Raw genomic sequence first — 18,065 nt, 5'->3', positions numbered from 1 at the left:
CACAGAGTGTCACGGGTCAGGCCACTACGACCACAGGGGGCACCTCTTGGCGACCCGGGGACATCTCACCGGACGGCTGGTCCAGCTGTACGCCGGTCTCGCGCTGTACGGCGCCAGCTCGGCCCTGCTCGTGGAGGCGGGTCTGGGCCTGGAGCCCTGGAACGTCCTCCACCAGGGACTGGCCGAGCTCACCGGCCTGACGATCGGCGTCGTGTCGATCTTCGTGGGCGCGGGGGTGCTGCTGCTGTGGATCCCGCTGCGCCAGCGCCCGGGCCTCGGCACGGTCTCCAACGTCTTCGTCGTGGGCCTCGCGATGGACGCCACCCTGGCGCTGGTCCCCGAGGCGCACACCCTGGCCGTGCGGGTTCCGCTGCTGGTCGCGGGCATCGTACTGAACGGCGCGGCCACCGGCCTGTACATCGCCGCCGACTTCGGCCCCGGTCCGCGGGACGGGCTGATGACGGGGCTGCACCGGCGCACCGGGCGCTCGATCCGGCTGATGCGGACGGCGGTGGAGGCGGCGGTCGTCGTGACCGGGTTCGCCCTCGGCGGCACCATCGGCGTCGGCACGCTGCTCTACGCGGTGTCGATCGGCCCGCTGGCCCAGCTGTTCCTGCGGGTTTTCGCCGTTCCCCCGGCATCCGGCGGCAGCACGGTCGTTGCCACCGGGACACCCCGGGGAGCGATACTGCGTCCGTGACCACGCCCATACGCCACCCCTACCTCGACCATCCGGGGCCCATCCCGTTCGCGCACCGCGGCGGGGCCGCGGACGGCCTGGAGAACACCGTGGCGCAGTTCCGGCGCGCGATCGAGACGGGCTACCGCTACCTCGAGACCGATGTGCACGCCACCCGGGACGGCAAGCTCGTCGCCTTCCACGACACGACGCTGGACCGGGTGACCGACGGCGCCGGCCGCATCGCCGACCTCCCGTGGTCGGACGTACGGCACGCGCGCGTGGGAGGCAAGGAGCCGGTGCCGCTCTTCGAGGAGCTGTTGGAGACCTTTCCCGAGGCGCGTTGGAACGTCGACCTCAAGGACGAGCCCGCGCTGCACCCCCTGCTCAACCTGATCGCACGCACCGACGCATGGGACCGCGTCTGCGTCGGCTCGTTCTCGGAGGCCCGCGTGGTGCGCGCCCAGCGACTGGCGGGGCCGCGCCTGGCGACGTCGTACGGCACCCGGGGCGTGCTCAACCTGCGACTGCGGTCCTGGGGCGTGCCCGCGGCGCTGCGCCGCTCGGCGATAGCCGCGCAGGTGCCCGAGGCCCAGTCGGGCATCCAGGTCGTGGACCCGCGCTTCGTGCGTACCGCCCACGCGCGCGGGCTGCAGGTGCACGTGTGGACCATCAACGACGCGGATCGGATGCACCGGCTCCTGGACCTGGGAGTCGATGGCATCATGACCGATCACATCGACACGTTGCGCAAGGTCATGGAGGACCGGGGCGTCTGGGCCTGACCCCCTCGGGCCACCGCCCGCGCGCGGTTGCGGCAGCGGGAAGCGAGGGCACGGGTGGGCACCGACACCGTGCGGGCGGCGGCGTTCGACGAAGCCGCCGAGCGGCGGCGCGAACAGCGCGGCTGGTACTTCTACGACTGGGCGTGCTCGGTCTACTCGACGAGCGTGCTCACCGTGTTCCTCGGCCCGTACCTGACGTCGGTCGCCAAGGAGGCGGCGGACTCCGGCGGATACGTGCATCCTCTGGGCGTCCCGGTCCGCGCGGGCTCCTTCTTCGCGTACTCGGTGTCCCTGTCGGTGATCGTGGCCGTCCTGGTGATGCCCCTGGTGGGCGCGGCAGCCGACCGCTCCGGGCGCAGGAAGCCGCTGCTGGGCGCCGCCGCCTACGTCGGCGCCGCGGCCACGACCTGCATGTTCTTCCTCGGTGGCGACCGCTACCTGCTGGGCGGTGTGCTGCTGATCGTGGCGAACGCCGCCCAGTCCGTGGCGATGATGCTGTACAACTCCTACCTCCCGCAGATCGCCCCGCCCGAGGAACGCGACGCGGTCTCCTCCCGCGGCTGGGCCTTCGGGTACGTCGCGGGCTCACTGGTCCTGGTCGTCAACCTGGTGCTGTACCTCGCGCACGACTCCTTCGGCGTCTCCGAGTCGATGGCCGTCCGCATCTGCCTGGCCTCCGCCGGCCTGTGGTGGGGCGGCTTCACGCTCGTTCCGCTGCTGCGGCTGCGCGACCGGCCGTCCGCCGTGACGGCGGAGGCGACCGCTCCGGGGCTACGGCAGCTGGCGGCGACAGTCCGTGGCATGCGCCGCCACCCGCTGACCCTCGCCTTCCTCCTCGCGTACCTCGTCTACAACGACGGCATCCAGACCGTGATCTCCCAGGCCTCGGTCTACGGCTCCGAGGAGCTCGGCCTGGGCCAGTCCACGCTGATCGGCGCCGTCCTGCTGGTGCAGGTGCTGGCCGTGGCGGGCGCGCTGGGCATGGGGCGCCTGGCCCGGACGTACGGCGCGAAGCGGACGATTCTCGGCTCGCTCGTGGCGTGGACGCTCACCCTGGGCGCCGGGTACTTCCTGCCCGCCGGGGCGCCGATGGGTTTCTTCCTGCTGGCGGCCGCCATCGGACTGGTCCTCGGCGGCAGCCAGGCCCTGTCCCGCTCCCTCTTCTCCCATCTGATCCCGCCGGGCAAGGAAGCCGAGTACTTCTCCGCTTACGAGATGAGCGACCGGGGGATGAGCTGGCTGGGGCCGCTGCTGTTCGGCTTTACCTACCAGCTGACCGGTAGTTACCGGGACGCGATCGTCTCGCTGGTGGCCTTCTTCGTCATCGGGTTTCTCCTGCTCGCGCGGGTGCCGGTGCGGCGGGCGATCGGCAACGCGGGTAACCAGGTACCCGAGAAGATTTAGCGCTCAACGCGAAAGGGCGGTAGTGTACGCGTTTGGCCTGCCAGGCGTACCGTTACTGCGCGTCAAAGATGCCGAAACGCTGGGTGACATCTCCTTTCAGATGTGACAAACCGGGCGCCGGTGGGTACTGCACTGGTTGACAAGGCTGCGGCTACGACGGCGACGCACGACCCGGAACGGGACACGGAACGGGAATCTTTACCGCCGACCGGACGTTGACCGGATGACGACGACAGCGACACCTGTCCTGTGGGCGACAAGCCCGGGAGGCACGATTCATGAGTGAGCGAGCTCTTCGCGGCACGCGCCTCGTGGTGACCAGCTACGAGACGGACCGCGGTATCGACCTGGCCCCGCGCCAGGCCGTGGAGTACGCATGCGAGAAGGGGCACCGCTTTGAGATGCCCTTCTCGGTCGAGGCGGAGATTCCGCCGGAGTGGGAGTGCAAGGTCTGTGGAGCCCCTGCACTCCTCGTGGACGGCGACGGCCCTGAGGAGAAGAAGGCCAAGCCCGCGCGTACGCATTGGGACATGCTGATGGAGCGGCGGACCCGCGAGGAACTGGAAGAGGTCCTCGAGGAGAGGCTGGCCGTTCTGCGGTCCGGGGCGATGAACCTTGCGGTGCATCCCCGGGACAGCCGCAAGTCCGCGTAGCGGGAGGCCGGCAAGAAACGCGCGCCAATGACCGCGGGCGCCGTACGTGATATGCGTACGGCGCCCGCGGTCGTTGTGCTGCGCTCCGCCGGTCCCGGCTGACCGGCTCTGAGGGCTTCCGCCCCCAGACCCCCATCGGGACCCCATCTCGGGACCCCATGGGGACCGCGTCGGCCCGGGGCAGGCCCCCGGGCCTCGTCATCGAACGCGGGACAGGCCGGGTGGTGTTACTGCTCGTCCCTGATGACCTCGCCCTGGACCACCTTGCCGTCCGGGCGGTGGATGCGGGCCTGCTGGAGGGCGTCGCCCAGGCTGCCCGAGCTCGCCTCGCGGAGTTTGCGGTCGACCGTGCGTTCCGCGTAGGCGCCGACGGCCTTCTGGACCGGCGGGAGCAGCAGGAGCAGGCCGAGCGCGTCGGAGGCCAGGCCCGGGATCATCAGCAGGAGGCCGCCGAGCATCATCAGGCCGTTGCCGCCGCCCCGGGTGGGGGCCGTGCCGCGCTGGAGCGCCTCGTTCAGTTGCTGGAAGGCTCGCCGGCCCGCGCGCTTGATGACCACCGAGCCGAGCAGGAACCCGGCGAGCAGCAGCAGGAAGACGGTGAATCCGCCCGCCACGCCCGCGACCACGGTCAGCAGCCAGATCTCCAGCACCAGCCACGCGGCGAGCCCCAGCGGCAGGAACGTCCGCAGACGGGAGCGACGGGGCCGGGTGGGGGCGGATGCTGATGCGGAAGCGGGGTACGTCGGGATCGGAGCGCCAGTCGTCATGCCCCCAGTGTGCCCGGACCCGGCTCAGAGCGGCATAAGAGGACGTTCAACCGCCGCTGTGAGGCTCCGCACCCTTGTGAGGCTCGTCCTTGGGGGGCGCCGCGTCCTTGGGGGGCTCGGTGGCGCTGAGCGGCTTGGCGGACGGCTGGTCGGCGGAGCGGCCGGTGATCTTGCCGACCCGCTCCCCCACGCCCCACGCCGTGACCCGCCAGAGCGCCTCCACGAGGATGTCGCGGCTCATCTTGGAGTCACCGAGCTCGCGCTCGACGAAGGTGATGGGGACTTCGACGACGTGGAAGCCGGCCTTGACCGCGCGGCGGGCGAGGTCGACCTGGAAGCAGTAGCCCTGGGAGGCGACCTCGTCGAGGCCGAGGCCCTCCAGGGTCTCGCGGCGGAAGGCGCGGTAGCCGCCGGTGATGTCGCGCAGGGGGAGGTCGAGGGCGAGGCGGGAGTAGAGGCTGCCGCCGCGGGAGATGACCTCGCGGGACTTGGGCCAGTTCACCACCCGGCCGCCCGGCACCCAGCGGGAGCCCAGGACCAGGTCGGCGCCCTTGAGCGCGGTGAGCAGGCGGGGCAGTTCCTCGGGCTGGTGGGAGCCGTCGGCGTCCATCTCGATCAGCACGCCGTAGCCGTTCTCCAGGCCCCAGCGGAAGCCCGCCAGGTAGGCCGCGCCGAGGCCTTCCTTGCCCTTGCGGTGCAGCACCTGCACCTGGTCGTCCCCGACGGCCAGTTCGTCGGCGAGCTTGCCGGTGCCGTCGGGGCTGTTGTCGTCGGCCACGAGGACGTGGGCCTCGGGGACAGCCTTGCGGACCCGGTCGACGATGCTCTTGATGTTCTCCGCCTCGTTGTAGGTCGGAATGATCACCAAGGCGGTGCCGAGCGGACCGAACTGCCTCCCTCGGTCCTGTGCCGCGAGGGTCCCGTCGCCGTCGTTCACTGCTGCCCCTTCGTGTCCGTACGCAGGGGACCACCATAGTGGCCCTCGCCTGCGCCGACATGCCAGGACGACCGACTCCTGGTGTCGAACGGGGGAGAGCCGGGTATGTACGTGCTTTTGAGCTTGTTTGTACGCACCTTCCCCGCGGGTGCGTACAGGCCTGCTGCGGATGGGGGCCCGGCGCCCTTCGGGCCGGCCCGGGACCCGCTGGCTGCGGGTCGACCGAATGCCGTTGTCTACTGAGCGCCCGGGCCCCACCCGGGTCACACCTCCCCGACCGGCCGGAACGTTCCCTCGCTGCGGCTCGGGCGCTGAGCCTGGCTGCCAGTGGCGGTGCGCCGGTGCGGCACACCGTCCCTGACCCAGCGGCGCCGCGGCGAGTGCGCGGACATTCCCCGGCGGGGCGTCCGGTGGTGGACTCCGCCGAACCTACCGGCCTTCCGCCGTCGGCTGTCAACAGCCGTTCGACCTGCGGGTATTTCACCAATGCCCTGGTCAGCGGAGCGGAGACGCAGGTCGCGCGACGACGGGCGGACGGGTGATCCTCCCCGCGCCACCCCGGGAGATCACTCGCTCGGCCGCACGAACACGGTCCGGCCGCCCACCACCGTCCGAAGGCATACCGGGAGGTCGGCGCCGGGGGTCAGATCGGGCAGTCCAGGGGTGCCTGAACGAGGGTCGGTGGACCAGCGGGCGACCCGGTCGTCGGGGGCCTGGACGACCAGTTCCTCCGTACGCCAGACCGCGTAGTCGGCGGGGGCGCCCGGAACCAGGACGCCCGCGTCGTCGCGGCCGACCGCCCGCCAGCCGCCGCGCGTGTGGGCCGTGAACGCGGCGCGTACGGAGACGCGGTGCCCGGGCGTGCGGTGGAAGGCGGCGGCGCGGACCGTGCCCCACGGGTCGAGAGGGGTGACCGGGCTGTCGGAGCCGAAGGCGAGCGGAACACCGGCGCGCAGGAGGGCCGCGAAGGGATTCAGGGTGCGGGCCCGCTCGGCGCCGAGACGCTGGGCGTACATGCCCTCCTCGCCGCCCCACAGGGCGTCGAAGGCGGGCTGGACGGAGGCGGTGAGGCCGAGCTCGGCGAAGGCGGCGATCGTCTCGGGTGTGAGCATCTCGGCGTGCTCCACGCGGTGGCGGGCGGCCCTGATCCGGGCGAGGCCGACCTTCTCCGCGGCGGCCCGCACGCCTTCCACGACGGCGGTCACGGCGGCGTCCCCGATGGCGTGGAAGCCCGCCTGGAGGCCGGCCTCGGTGCAGGCCGTCACATGCGCGGCGACCTCGGCGGCGCCCAGGTAGGCGGCGCCGGTGTGTCCGGCGTCGGTGTACGGGGCGTGCAGACAGGCGGTGTGCGAGCCGAGGGCCCCGTCGACGAACAGGTCGCCGGCGGCGCCGAGCGCGCCCAGCTGCCGTGCCTTGTCGACATCCTGCTCGGCCCAGTAGCCCACGACCCGCGGGCCGCTCTCCTCGGCGGCGAGCCGCAACAGGTCCGTGAAGTCGTCCTCGGAGGAGATCTCGGGGCCGGCGCACTCGTGGACGGAGCCGATGCCGAGGGAGGCGGCGTGCGCGAGGGCGGCCCGCTGGGCCTCGGTGCGCTGTGCGGGCGTCACGGCTGCGAACGCGGCGGCGCGGACGACGTGGTGGGCGTCGGCGGTGAGCGGGCCGTCCGGGGCGACGAGGCCGGGGGTGAGGTCCAGCAGGGCCGTGGTGACGACCGCCGAGTGGACGTCGATGCGGGACAGATACAGGGGACGGCCGCCGGTGGCGGTGTCGAGTTCGGCTCGCGTCGGGGGACGGCCGCCGGGCCAGCGGGAGGCGTCCCAGCCGTGCCCGAGCAGCACCTTGTCCTGCGGTCGGGCCGCCGCGAAGTCCCGCACGCGGGCGAGGGCGGCCTCCAGGGAGGGAGCACTGGACAGGTCGAGGCCGGTCAGCGCGAGGCCGGTGGAGGTGGTGTGCACATGGGCGTCGGTGAACGCCGGGGTGACGAGGGCGCCGTCCAGGTCGACCACCTCGTCGACGCCGTCCGCGAAGGCGTCGGCGGCGCCCTCGGAGCCGACCCAGGCGACCTGGCCGCGCTCGACGACCATCGCGGTCGCGAACGGGTCGGCGGGGCTGTGGACCTCTCCTCGGCGGAGCAGGACGGTCTTCGACTGGGGGGCGCGCTCACTCATGCGCAACAGTCTCGCGCCTCTCCCCCGGCCGCCCGGCACGGGGGACCCCTCAGATCTGCGGCGGCCGGGCCTCGTAGGGGGTGGACAGAACGACCGTCGTCCGCGTCGACACCCCCGCGAGTGCCCGGAGCCGTCCGAGCAACTCCTCCAGCTCGTGCGGGGTGGCCACGCGCACCTTGAGGATGTAGTTCTCGTCACCGGCCACGCTGTGGCAGGCCTCGATCTCGGGTACGCCGGCCAGCCGGTCGGCGATGTCGTCGGGGGCGCTGGGGTCGAAGGGTTTCACCGAGATGAAGGCGGTCAGGGGCAGCCCGACGGCCTCGGGGTCGACGACGGCCGCGTACCCACGGATGACGCCGCGCTGTTCCAGCCGGCGCACTCGTTGGTGCACGGCCGACGTGGACAGGCCCGTGGCCTTGCCCAGATCGGTGTAACTCATCCGCCCGTCCTTGACGAGCAGCTGCACGATTTGTCGGTCCAGCTCCTCCATGACGCAAGAACCTACAGTGCGCCTGATCTCCGCGTATACCTATGCACCCCAGCTCATAGCCGGTTTACGAGAGAGCGGCACCCGGCACCTGCATGCGGCATGTGACGAATGCCACAGCACTCGTCAAGGCTTCGTGATGCCCTCGTGATTACCGCCGAGACGGGGTGGGAAGTGCTTGCTGTGGTCGAGGCCGCAGTGCCTTCACGGCCCAGCCCGAGGGGGAGAATCCCATGCAGAGTCTTAAGCGCCCTGGTCGCACCGCGCCCAAGCGGCTCCAGTCGGTCGTCGAGCCCCAGCCGGAGGGCGTCGAACCCGCCGACCTGGACTACTCCGACAGCTTCGACGCCGACGAGGCCGACGACTTCGACGCGTACGACACCTTCGAGATGTACCGGGTGATCTGCCCGGACTGCGCGCAGCCCATCGCGCTGCTGGCGGACGAGGAGAGCCTGCCGGAGCACGCGCTGTGCGCCTCGCCGTGGAACCCGTTCGGGCTCACGGTCTGCGCGGGGACGGGGCGCGCGGCATCCGAGGCCCGGCCCGCGGACGAGTCCGTGGAGCCCCAGGAGCAGGACACCGCGCTCCTGCTGACGCTCCCTCAGGGGCTGGACTGGCGTACGCAGCCCTTCTCGCACGTCGGTGGCCCGGCTTCACGCCCGATGCGCGTGCCGACGTTGCGCCGCGTCGCCGCCTGAGCGTCGTTTCCGCGCTCGCTTCACCGGCTCAACTCCAGTAGCTGCCCTGCACCATGGCCCGCAGGCTGCCGTGGTGCAGGATCAGGCTGTCCGGATCGGCCGGGACGACGGCCTCGCCGAAGTACACCTGCCGGTAGGCGACGCGCAGCATCACGATCGCCTGCCGCAGTGCGGCGTACAGGGTGTAGAAGTCCATGTCCCGCGGGGTGTGTCCGGTGAGCCGTGCGTAGCGTTCCTCGACGCGTTCGCGGCGCAGGAGGCCGGGCAGTCCGCGCCCTCCGGAGGCGACGGTGAGGTCGTGGAAGAAGCGGTGCAGGTAGATCGTCCAGCCGAGGTCCACCTCGCGCGGGGCGAGGGCCGCCATCTCCCAGTCGAGGACGGCCGCGGGCTCGAAGCCGTCATAGATCACGTTCCCGATGCGGGCGTCGCCCCAGGTGAGTACCGGTGTGCCGGGATCGCGTGGCCAGAGGTCGGTGAGCCTCTCGAACGCGTCCTCGATGAGCGGTGAGCGGGGCAGGCTGTCGACGACCCAGTGGTAGTAGGCGCGTTGGGCCTCGACATGGCGGTGGAGGGCGTCGCCGTCACCGGGGAGGGTGAGGAACTCGGCTTCCTTCAGCGGCACTTGATCGTGCAGTCGGGCCAACAGGCCGATCGTGGCCGCCTCCAGGTGTGCGCGCTGGGCGTCGCTCGCCGCGTGCAGCCAGTTGCCCTCGTAGGTGTACGGCATGACGTCGGGCGGCACGCGCCCCTCGATGCGCTGCATGACGAAGAACGGCGCGCCGACCGGCACGGGGTCCTCCTCCAACCAGAGCACGCGCGGCACGGGCACGTCCGTGTGCTGGGCCACCAGGCGCATCGTGCGGTACTGGCGGCCCATGTCGTACACCGGGAACACCGTGTACGCCGACGGGTCGGCCGCGAGCCTCAACGCGCAGGCCCGGAAGGGCGGTTGAAGCCGCCTCGGATGCGCGATGTCGAAGAGCAGGGTCTCGCTGGACATCCCGTTGGAGGCGGGGACGGTGACGTCGACGGCTCGGGCGCCGGGCAGACGGGTGGCGAGCCAGACCGTGAGCCGGCCGGCGATCTCCTCGGGGTCGCGGGTGCTGGTGCGGGGGCGGGGGCGGGGGCGGGGGCGGGGTGTCGTGGCCATGTGACCTCCAAAGGGCCGAGCTGCGACTGCCTTACGGCGCGACCGAGTCGAAGCCGGTGAAGCCGCTCGGGTCGTGCCGGCCGAACGAGCCGTGTTCGAAGATCCCGTGGCCGGTCCGGCCGTCGAGGCGGAAGCGGGCGGCGTGGTCGGTCACCCCGTACCCGGCCAGGGGGTGCGGGCTCGACAGGTCGTAGCTGCGGCGGTCGGTCCAGCGGGGGCCGCGCCAGGTGCCGTGCTGCCAGTCGGCGGCCGGCGGGTAGCCGGCGCCGATCGCGAGCGGGGAGGAGGTGAGGATCTCCGCCTCGAGCACCAGCGGATTGCGGAGGTCCCCGAGGTGGATGAGGGCGTGCTCCGGGTGGCGCGTGCCCGGCCGGTAGCTGATCTCGGCCTGGGGCCAGCCGAGTTGGCGGTCGCGTCGGCCCGGGCGGACGAGCGTGGCGTCGTTCAGGGAGCGGTATCCGTCCGCGTCTTCCTGCATGATGACCATCAGGAAGCGGTCGTCGAAACGGACCGGGCACCAGATCCAGTGGAAGCCCTCGGTCAGGTGGTCCTGGGCGAGCCGCCCGCCCTCCTCACCGGGCACGGGCCGCACGCCCCAGCTGCGGTCGCGGGTGCCGGTCCATGCCCCGGCCGTCAGCCGCGTCAGCTCGCCGCCCGCGCGCAGCCATCCCACGCACCGGCCCGCCTGCACGAACCGCTTCCCCTCCAGCGTGAGCCGCCCGCCGCGCCGCTGCTGGTGGTGCGGCTCCCACAGGGCCGGGAAGTCCGCCGACCAGTGGATCTCGTACGACAGTCCTTCGCGGTCGTCCGGGTCCGCCGCGCAGCTCAGCACGAAGTCGCGCAGCGGGCGCTCGACCTGGACGCGCAGGGGGCCGACCTCCAGCCGCATACGGTCCTCGCCGAGGGCGTCGGAGGCGCGGACGGCGTGCAGGCGATCACCGACGCGCAGGGTGGCGTAGGCGTCGATCACGCCGAGATTGGGGTAGACCCCGAGGCCGGCGATCAGCAGGGCTCGCCCCTGGTGGTCGAGGACGTGGAAGATGCAGCGGTCGTAGGCGTTGCGGTCGCCGGTCGCTACGTGCTTCATCGACAGGGGCACCTGGTGGACGGGGTACTCGTCGAGCGGCACGGGGCGGTCGTCGTCCATGAACACACCTCCCTGGGGGCAAGGGATTTGACGGTACGTCAGGTGTGTCCCGCGGAACAGATGCGTACCGGCCCGGAACCGGGGCACGTCCCGAACTGACGCTCGATCGCATCTTTCGGTGACCTGTCGTCATACCTCCGCGTTGCCCCGGTATGACCCCCATTTCTTCGGCTGCGCCCGGGCGTCACCGCACGCTCTTCGTCCCCATGCGCCCGCGGCCCGTCCGTGCGGAATCGGTTCAGCCTGCTCTGCCTGCTCCGCCTGCTCCGCCGCCCCCGCAGGACCCGCCGATCTACCGTGACCTGCTGCGTGTCTGGGCCGACCGGGGCCGCACGTTGCCGGGGCGCCACGATCCGGAGTGGGTGCGCCTGGCGGCCCCGCAGGTGCGCCCCGGACAGTTCAGCGGGTTTCCGGACCCAGCAGGTGACGGGCGATGACCATCCGCTGGATCTGGTTGGTGCCCTCGACGATCTGCAGGACCTTGGCCTCGCGCAGGTAGCGCTCGACCGGGAAGTCCGCGGTGCAGCCGTATCCGCCGAGGACCTGGACGGCGTCCGTGGTGACCTGCATGGCGGCGTCGGTGCAGTGGAGTTTGGCCATGGCGGCCTGCCGGGCGAAGGGCCGGCCGGCGTCCCGCAGCCGCGCGGCCGCGAGGTAGAGCGCCCGGCCCGCCTCGATCCGGGTCGCCATGTCGGCGAGCAGGAAGCGCAGTCCCTGGAAGTCGGCGATCGGCCGCCCGAACTGCCGCCGCTGCCTCGCGTAGGCGACGGCCTCGTCGAGGGCCGCCTGGGCGACGCCGACCGCGCAGGCGGCGATGCCGAGCCGCCCGGAGTCCAGCGCGGCCAGGGCGATCGCGAAGCCCTGCCCTTCGTCGCCGATGCGGCGCGCGTCGGGGATCCGTACACCGTCGAAGTGGACCTGGGCGGTGGGCGAGCCCTTGAGTCCCATCTTCCGCTCGGGGGCCGCGGCGCTCAGGCCCGCGGCGTCGCCGGGCACCAGGAACGCGGTGATCCCCCGGGCGCCCTCGCCGCCGGTGCGGGCCATGAGGGTGTAGAAGTCGGCGATCCCGCCGTGCGTCGTCCAGGCCTTGGTTCCGGTGATCACCCAGTTGTCGCCCTCCCGTACGGCCCTGGTCCGCAGCGCGGCCGCGTCCGAGCCGGAGGACGGCTCGGACAGGCAGTAGGCCCCGAGCAGCCCGCCGCCGAGCATGGCGGGCAGATGCGCGGCCCGCTGCTCGCGCGTGCCGTGAGCCGCGAGGGCGTAGGAGGCCAGGGTGTGCACGCTGACGCCGAGCCCGACGGTGAGGCGGGCCGCGGCGAGCTCTTCGAGGACCTGGAGGTAGACCTCGTAGGGCTGCCCGCCGCCGCCGTACGCGCAGTCGTACGGCAGACCGAGCAGCCCCGATGCGGACAGAAGGGTGAACAGCTCGCGCGGGAAGCGGCCGGCCTCCTCTTCCTGCGCTGCCCGCGGCGCGACCTCGCGGCGGGCGAGGTCACGGACGAGGGTCATGAGGTCCCGGGCCTCGGCCGTGGGCAGCGGCCGGTCCACCGGCGTCGGCGCGCGCTCGGGCATGGCGGCCTCCTCCTCCCTGGCCGGCCGACGGCCTCGCGCTGTGAGTATGCGCGCGGGACGTCGTCGCCGCACGGGGAGCAGCACAAAGGAGAGGCAAGGACCTGCGTCAGTCCTCGCGGCGGGCCGGTTTCGGGGCCGGGAAGGAGGGGTCGAGTTCCTCGATGGCACGCAGGGAGCCGCCGAGGGTCTTCACCAGCAGGTCGCCCATGACCTCGCGGGAGAGTCCGGGGCGGTCGATCCATTCGAGAGTGGCTCCCTCGACGCTGCACACCCAGGAGAGCAGGCCCATGCGGGGCAGCGGCGGGATGTCGCCGCGGCCGTACGCGCCCTCGGCGATGGTCGCCACGATCGCCGCGCGCACCCCGTCCCGGATCGCGTGCACCTCGGTGTCGAAGCCGACGCCGCCGCTGACGATCGTCCGGTAGGCGGCCTGGTTGTGCTCCGCGTAGCGCAGATAGCTGTCGATGGTGCGGTGCACCCGGTCCACCTGCGGCAGTTCGAGGCCGCTCGCCGCGAAGGAGACCAGGTCGGCGACGGAGTCCTGGATGATCGCCAGGTAGTAGCCGCGCTTGGACTGGAAGTAGTAGTAGATCAGCCCCTTGGCGACGTGCGCCTGCCGGGCGATGTCGTCCATCGACAGCGCGTCGTAGGACGTGTCGGCGAACAACTTCCGTCCGATGGAGATGAGTTCGGCGCGGCGCGCCAGTGAACGCTCGGTGCCGCGTGCCCGGGGACGGGCAACTTCGCGCTGTTCGCTGATATTCAATTTCGACCCTGGTCTCGGGCGGTCGGCGGGACATCCGCAGTATGTCAGGTCAACCGTGCGTCAAGTCACACCCGTCAGAGCAGTCCGAGTTGGGTGACCAGCATCGCGACGACCGCGACGAGGACCCAGCCCATGACGTGCTCGAGGACCTTGGGGCCGTCGGCGTCGGGGCCGCCCGTGCGGGCGCGGGCGGTGGTGGCTGTCTGTGCGGTCATGGTGTCTCGCTGAGGTCGGACGTCCGGGTGGATTCCCCCCACCGATCCGTCCACCTTGCCACCCGTCGGGGCTTTCGCGGCCGAGACCTTCCTCACACGGGCACGCCCACCGCCGTGAGGGCCGTGCACTGGGGCGCGGTCGGACGCGCCGGGAAGTAGAGGTAGCAGACGCCCCCGGAACCGGAGACGACCTTGCCGCTCGCGTTGTACCGCTTGGTCCTGAGCCAGATGTTCTCGAACTCCCGCCGCCGGTACACGCGCCGCACCGCACTGTCGTCCGCCGAGAACGGATCGCCCGCGATCACATCGCCCCCGGCCGTGAAGCCGATCACGGTCATCAGGTGTCCGGCGGTGCCGTACCCCGCTCCGGTGAGCTCCTCCTTGAGGAAGGACTGGGAGGTCACGGCCGGGATCCCGGCCGCGATGAGTCTCTCCAGGTCGGTGAGGGAGCAGAGCCGGGTGACCACGCCCTGGAGGTCCTTGAAGGTGGCCGCGTAGGCGGCGTTGAACGGCCAGTTGCCGCAGCCGGCGTACTGGTGGTCGTAGGTGTGTCTCGCCGCGTGGCACACCTGCGGGTCGGCGTAGGAGCGGTCGACCCAGGCCAGTTGCTCCGGGGTGAGGCGGCCGCCCCAGTACTCGATGATCATCTGCGAGGAGGTGGGGCTGCACCAGGCCTCGCCGCCGCTGTCGTACTCGGGGTACTGGCCCCGGTGGATCTCCTGCGAGTAGCGCGGGACGGTCAGCTCGCGCGCGAGGCCGGGCGCGGAGACGGGGACGGTGAAGCGGTCCGGGACGGCGGAGCCCATCGCGCCCAGTCGCCACACCGTCGGGGTGAGGCCGGTGCCGGGGCGGCGGTACAGGGTGAGACGCAGGCAGTAGGAGGTGAGGCGCAGGCCCGTCGAGGCGTCGTCGATCGCGAGGGTGTCGGTCCCGACGGTGCTCCTGCCGTCCTTCTGGCCGTCGACCGAGGTCCGCTTGATGTCCTGGTCGCCGGAGGCCCAGCGGCCCATCACGTACCAGGGGGTGTCCGCGCCGTCGGAGTAGGTGCCCCTCAGCTCGACCTGGAGCCAGGTCCCGGCCGGGGTGCTCGCGTTCCAGGAGGCGATCACCTCGGTCGAGGGGACGGCGAGCCTGTGCAGCGGGGACGTCCAGGTCGCGTACTCCCAGGACGCGGTCGTCCCGGTGTGCGGGTCGGTGTAGCCGACGGTGCCGAGCGGGGTCGCGACGGCGACTCCGGGGCGGACGCCCGCCACCGCTCGGGCGCCCTTGGCGGTGCCGGCCCGCCAGTCGGCGTATGTGGTCCAGGCGCGGTAGTCGACGGATCGGGCGGGGGCCGATTCGGCGTCCCCCATGTCCGCGGTGGCGGCGGCTTCGTCGGCGCCCCTGTCGGCGGCCGTGGCGGTCGGGGCCGAGCCCCCTGCCGTCGCGGCGACGACCGCGGCGGCGAGGACCGTTCTGCGGGACGGCTGTTCGGCTCTGCTCATGGGCGGATGACCCCCGAGGTGTCGGCACGGCTGTGCGCCCACTATGAACGGGGGCGGGCACGCCTTCCAGCACCTTTGCCGTGCCACGCCCATGAAGAGGGCGCCGCGTCACTGGCATGGGCGCGGCGCGCGCCGGTGCGGCCGTAGACTTTCGCGCCGAACCGATGCCCTTTCTCCGCACCCCAGGACCCGCCATCCGCCAGCTCGCCTCCCGGCTCCGCCGTCTGCCCCCGTCCTGCGGGCCGGTCCGTCTGATCGGCGTCGACGGGCACGCCGGTTCGGGGAAGTCGACCTTCGCCGGCCGGCTCGCCGAGGAGCTGGGGGGCGCGCCGGTGCTGCGTCTGGACGACATCGCCAGCCACGACGAGCTCTTCGCGTGGACCGGGCGGCTGCTGCCCCAGGTGATCGAGCCCTTCGGGCGGGGCGAGAGCGCGCACTACGCCGCCTACGACTGGCGCGCCCGCCGCTTCGGCCCGCCCCGGCCGCTCCCGGCCGCTCCCGTCGTCCTGATCGAGGGAGTGGGCGCGGGCCGCCGCGCCCTGCGGCCGTTTCTGGCGTGCCTGCTGTGGATGGATGTGCCGCCCGAGGAGGCATGGGCGCGTGGACGCTCGCGGGACGGAGAGGAACAGCGGGACTTCTGGGACAAGTGGGTTCCGGCCGAAGTCCGTCATTTTGCCGAGGATCCCTCACGACCGTATGCCGATCTGCTGGTGCAGCAGTTGAAGCAGGGGTACGAGGTGCTGTCGGGGCCGGCGGGAGAGCTTGGTTCGCACCAGGATGTCACCCACCGTGAGGGACCACCCGCATTGTGGTGAACCTGTGAAGGGCCCTCCGCTCGAAGTTCGCCAACTGCTTCAACTCCGCTTGACCGACGGGCCGTACAGGTCTTACGTTCTCAATGTGCGGCATTGAAGCCGCCCTCGGACGCGAAGCCCCCGGTTGTTCCCCCGTGATCGGGGGCTTCGTTCTGTCCGCAGCCCGTCTCCCGCCCCTTTTCCGGACGCGACGCGACACAGATCGCTCACTCTGGGTCACCGCGCGGGATGCGCCCCCGTCTGCTCCCACACCGCCGAGCGGCTGGTACGACACCCTACGGCGGGTGACGCTCACGCAGGTACGATGCCCTCGGTGCGACCTGGACAGTTGCTGCGCGCACCTTGCAACTCCGGTCCGCGGCACAGCGGTTCGACCAAGGCAGCCGACGGGCGAAACCCGCCGGCACACCGACGGGGGCACGGTTTGTGGGGGACGTGATGGACTTCGGCACGCAGGGTCCCGAGGCCCCGGCCGACGCGGCCGACCTCGCCTGGCTGCGCGGCGTGGACGCCTACACGATGGGCGCCTATCCGCAGGCGGAGGAGGAGTTCCGCACGGCGGTGCGGATCGATCCCGGGATGGCCGACGGCTGGCTCGGGCTGCACGCGCTGCGCGTCGACACGACGACCGCGCTCCTGCGGATGTTCCGGCACCGTGAGCGGTTCGGCGAGCAGCGCACCCGGCACCGCCGCACGCTCAACTCCTGGTACTGGCTGGGCTGGTGGGTTCAGCCGGTACTGGAGAGCCCGCGCGATCTGCTCCTCGCGCACGCCTCGCACTGGCTGGACGGCCGCCATGTGCCCGAGCTGGACCGTGCGCTCGCCGGACTCCCGCCCGTCGACACCGATCACCAGGTCCGCTTCCTGCACGCCTGCCGCGCCTATCTGGTCAAGGACTGGGAGCAGCTGGTCCGGCACACCGACCCGCTGCTCGACGATCCGCTGCTGGGCATCGAGGCCGGCCTGTTCGGCGGGATGGCCCGGGTGCGCCTGGAGATGTACGGGCAGGCCGAGCCGCTGCTCTCGGCGGCGCTGATGCGCTGCCGCAGCGAGCAGCCGCAGCGCAAGGAGCTGCGGTACTGGCTGGCCAGGGCCCACGAGGGCACCGGCCGCTCGGCGGCGGCCCTCCCCCTTTACCGGGCGGTGCACCGCGTCGACGCCGCCTTCATGGACACCTCGGCCCGGCTCGCCGCGATCGCCGAGGGCGACGGTTATGACGGGTACGACGACGCGGCCGACCTCGCGGCGATCACGCTCACCGGGGTCGGGCAGGACATGGTGGACGGGCCGGACGGCTTCGACCCGCTGTTCGGCACGGAGGGCCGGGACCTGAGGCTCGGCGAGCCCTCCGACCTGCCGCCCGTCGTCCCGCTGCCGCCGGTGACCGAGCCCGCGGTGCGGGAGAAGAACAGCGTCCCCTCGCCGCTGCCGGCCGGGCCCACGGACCCCGTGTTACTCGAGGAGGCGCTGGCCGAGCTGGAGCGCATGGTGGGCCTGGAACCGGTGAAACGCCAGGTCAAAGCGCTGTCCGCACAGCTCAACATGGCCCGCCTGCGGACCGGGCAGGGTCTGCCGGTCCAGCCGCCGAAGCGGCACTTCGTCTTCTCCGGGCCCTCCGGCACCGGCAAGACCACGGTGGCCCGCATCCTCGGCCGTGTCTTCTACGCCCTCGGTCTGCTGGGCGGCGACCATCTCGTGGAGGCCCAGCGCGCCGACCTGGTCGGCGAGTACCTCGGCCAGACGGCGGTGAAGGCCAACGAGCTGATCGACTCCGCCCTCGGCGGCGTCCTCTTCGTCGACGAGGCGTACTCGCTCTCCAACTCCGGCTACGGCAAGGGCGACGCATACGGCGACGAGGCGTTGCAGGTGCTGCTGAAGCGGGCCGAGGACAACCGGGACCACCTGGTGGTGATCCTGGCCGGCTACCCGGAGGGCATGGACCGCCTGCTCGCCGCGAACCCCGGACTGTCCTCCCGTTTCACCACCCGCGTCGACTTCCCCTCCTACCGGCCCCTGGAGCTGACCTCCATCGGCGAGGTGCTGGCCGCGGAGAACGGTGACGTGTGGGACGAGGAGGCACTCGACGAGCTGCGCTCGATCGCCGGGCACGTCGTCGACCAGGGGTGGATCGACGAGCTGGGCAACGGGCGTTTCCTGCGGACCCTGTACGAGAAGAGCTGCGCGTACCGTGATCTGCGGCTGTCGACCTACCCGGGCATGCTGACCCGGGACGACTTGTCGACACTGCGGCTGCCGGACCTGATGCAGGCGTACGGCGAGGTGCTGTCGGGACGGGGGCCGCAGGATCCGTCGGCGATATGACGGACCCCGCGGCTCG

General features: G+C 71.9%; 17 protein-coding genes. 7 read left to right on the top strand and 10 right to left on the bottom strand.

The genetic code is table 11. The features are described from left to right. Window positions 1–46 precede the first annotated feature (46 nt). The 4 genes from yczE to B5557_RS36990 all read left to right on the top strand — a co-directional run bounded on the left by yczE (window position 47) and on the right by B5557_RS36990 (window position 3,521). A complete protein-coding gene (gene yczE / locus B5557_RS37005) occupies window positions 47–700 on the top strand; it encodes a membrane protein YczE (protein ID WP_079663575.1) in 654 nt (217 codons plus the stop codon). Then, entirely contained in the window at window positions 697–1,464 is a 768-nt protein-coding gene (locus B5557_RS37000) for a glycerophosphodiester phosphodiesterase (protein ID WP_079663574.1), read from the top strand. Before yczE ends, B5557_RS37000 begins: the two co-directional genes overlap by 4 nt. Window positions 1,465–1,518: 54 nt before the next feature. Continuing rightward, entirely contained in the window at window positions 1,519–2,868 is a 1,350-nt protein-coding gene (locus B5557_RS36995) for an MFS transporter (protein WP_079663573.1), read from the top strand. A gap of 278 nt (window positions 2,869–3,146) precedes the next feature. Beyond that, the gene (locus B5557_RS36990) at window positions 3,147–3,521 is read left to right on the top strand and encodes an RNA polymerase-binding protein RbpA (protein WP_020128921.1); all 375 of its coding nucleotides are present in this window, start codon (window positions 3,147–3,149) and stop codon (window positions 3,519–3,521) included. A gap of 227 nt (window positions 3,522–3,748) precedes the next feature. On the opposite strand, the gene fxsA is transcribed toward B5557_RS36990, so the two are convergent. The 4 genes from fxsA to B5557_RS36970 form a co-directional block, all read right to left on the bottom strand. Next, window positions 3,749–4,288: an FxsA family membrane protein gene (gene fxsA / locus B5557_RS36985; RefSeq protein ID WP_079663572.1), complete on the bottom strand. Its 540-nt coding sequence runs from the start codon at window positions 4,286–4,288 to the stop codon at window positions 3,749–3,751. Between the two features lie 46 nt (window positions 4,289–4,334). Continuing rightward, the gene (locus B5557_RS36980) at window positions 4,335–5,225 is read right to left on the bottom strand and encodes a polyprenol monophosphomannose synthase (protein ID WP_231976132.1); all 891 of its coding nucleotides are present in this window, start codon (window positions 5,223–5,225) and stop codon (window positions 4,335–4,337) included. Window positions 5,226–5,791: 566 nt separating this feature from the next. After that, window positions 5,792–7,393: an amidohydrolase gene (locus tag B5557_RS36975; protein WP_079663571.1), complete on the bottom strand. Its 1,602-nt coding sequence runs from the start codon at window positions 7,391–7,393 to the stop codon at window positions 5,792–5,794. Between the two features lie 49 nt (window positions 7,394–7,442). Next, window positions 7,443–7,883: an Lrp/AsnC family transcriptional regulator gene (locus tag B5557_RS36970; RefSeq protein ID WP_079663570.1), complete on the bottom strand. Its 441-nt coding sequence runs from the start codon at window positions 7,881–7,883 to the stop codon at window positions 7,443–7,445. 230 nt (window positions 7,884–8,113) lie between these two features. On the opposite strand from B5557_RS36970, the gene B5557_RS36965 reads away from it, so the two are divergent. Beyond that, window positions 8,114–8,578: a hypothetical protein gene (locus B5557_RS36965; RefSeq protein WP_079663569.1), complete on the top strand. Its 465-nt coding sequence runs from the start codon at window positions 8,114–8,116 to the stop codon at window positions 8,576–8,578. A gap of 28 nt (window positions 8,579–8,606) precedes the next feature. Here B5557_RS36965 and B5557_RS36960 read toward each other — a convergent pair whose 3' ends face one another. From B5557_RS36960 to B5557_RS36935, 6 genes are all read right to left on the bottom strand, one after another. Further along, window positions 8,607–9,728 (bottom strand): phosphotransferase family protein, encoded by a 1,122-nt coding sequence (locus B5557_RS36960; protein WP_079663568.1) that lies wholly within the window; start codon window positions 9,726–9,728, stop codon window positions 8,607–8,609. 31 nt (window positions 9,729–9,759) lie between these two features. Then, window positions 9,760–10,875: a hypothetical protein gene (locus B5557_RS36955; RefSeq protein WP_079665195.1), complete on the bottom strand. Its 1,116-nt coding sequence runs from the start codon at window positions 10,873–10,875 to the stop codon at window positions 9,760–9,762. Window positions 10,876–11,274: 399 nt separating this feature from the next. Next, complete coding sequence (locus tag B5557_RS36945) at window positions 11,275–12,447, bottom strand: acyl-CoA dehydrogenase family protein (protein ID WP_079663566.1); 1,173 nt, start codon at window positions 12,445–12,447, stop codon at window positions 11,275–11,277. A gap of 106 nt (window positions 12,448–12,553) precedes the next feature. Continuing rightward, the gene (locus tag B5557_RS36940; protein WP_079663565.1) at window positions 12,554–13,213 is read right to left on the bottom strand and encodes a TetR/AcrR family transcriptional regulator; all 660 of its coding nucleotides are present in this window, start codon (window positions 13,211–13,213) and stop codon (window positions 12,554–12,556) included. A gap of 74 nt (window positions 13,214–13,287) precedes the next feature. Beyond that, window positions 13,288–13,428: an SCO1431 family membrane protein gene (locus tag B5557_RS43315; RefSeq protein ID WP_107472667.1), complete on the bottom strand. Its 141-nt coding sequence runs from the start codon at window positions 13,426–13,428 to the stop codon at window positions 13,288–13,290. A 92-nt stretch (window positions 13,429–13,520) separates the two neighbouring features. Continuing rightward, on the bottom strand, window positions 13,521–14,912 hold the full coding sequence (locus tag B5557_RS36935) for a peptidase C39 family protein (RefSeq protein ID WP_079663564.1): 1,392 nt from the start codon (window positions 14,910–14,912) through the stop codon (window positions 13,521–13,523). Between the two features lie 164 nt (window positions 14,913–15,076). Here B5557_RS36935 and B5557_RS36930 point away from each other — a divergent pair, with 164 nt between their 5' ends. Both B5557_RS36930 and B5557_RS36925 read left to right on the top strand, forming a co-directional pair. Beyond that, window positions 15,077–15,727, top strand: coding sequence for a uridine kinase family protein (locus B5557_RS36930; protein WP_079665194.1), 651 nt, complete (start codon window positions 15,077–15,079; stop codon window positions 15,725–15,727). A 438-nt stretch (window positions 15,728–16,165) separates the two neighbouring features. Beyond that, window positions 16,166–18,049, top strand: a complete 1,884-nt coding sequence (locus tag B5557_RS36925) for an AAA family ATPase (protein ID WP_079663563.1) — start codon at window positions 16,166–16,168, stop codon at window positions 18,047–18,049. Window positions 18,050–18,065: the final 16 nt, after the last annotated feature.

The organism is Streptomyces sp. 3214.6 (assembly GCF_900129855.1).
Lineage (GTDB): Bacteria > Actinomycetota > Actinomycetes > Streptomycetales > Streptomycetaceae > Streptomyces > Streptomyces soliscabiei.
This window is presented reverse-complemented; position numbering and strand designations above follow the sequence as displayed.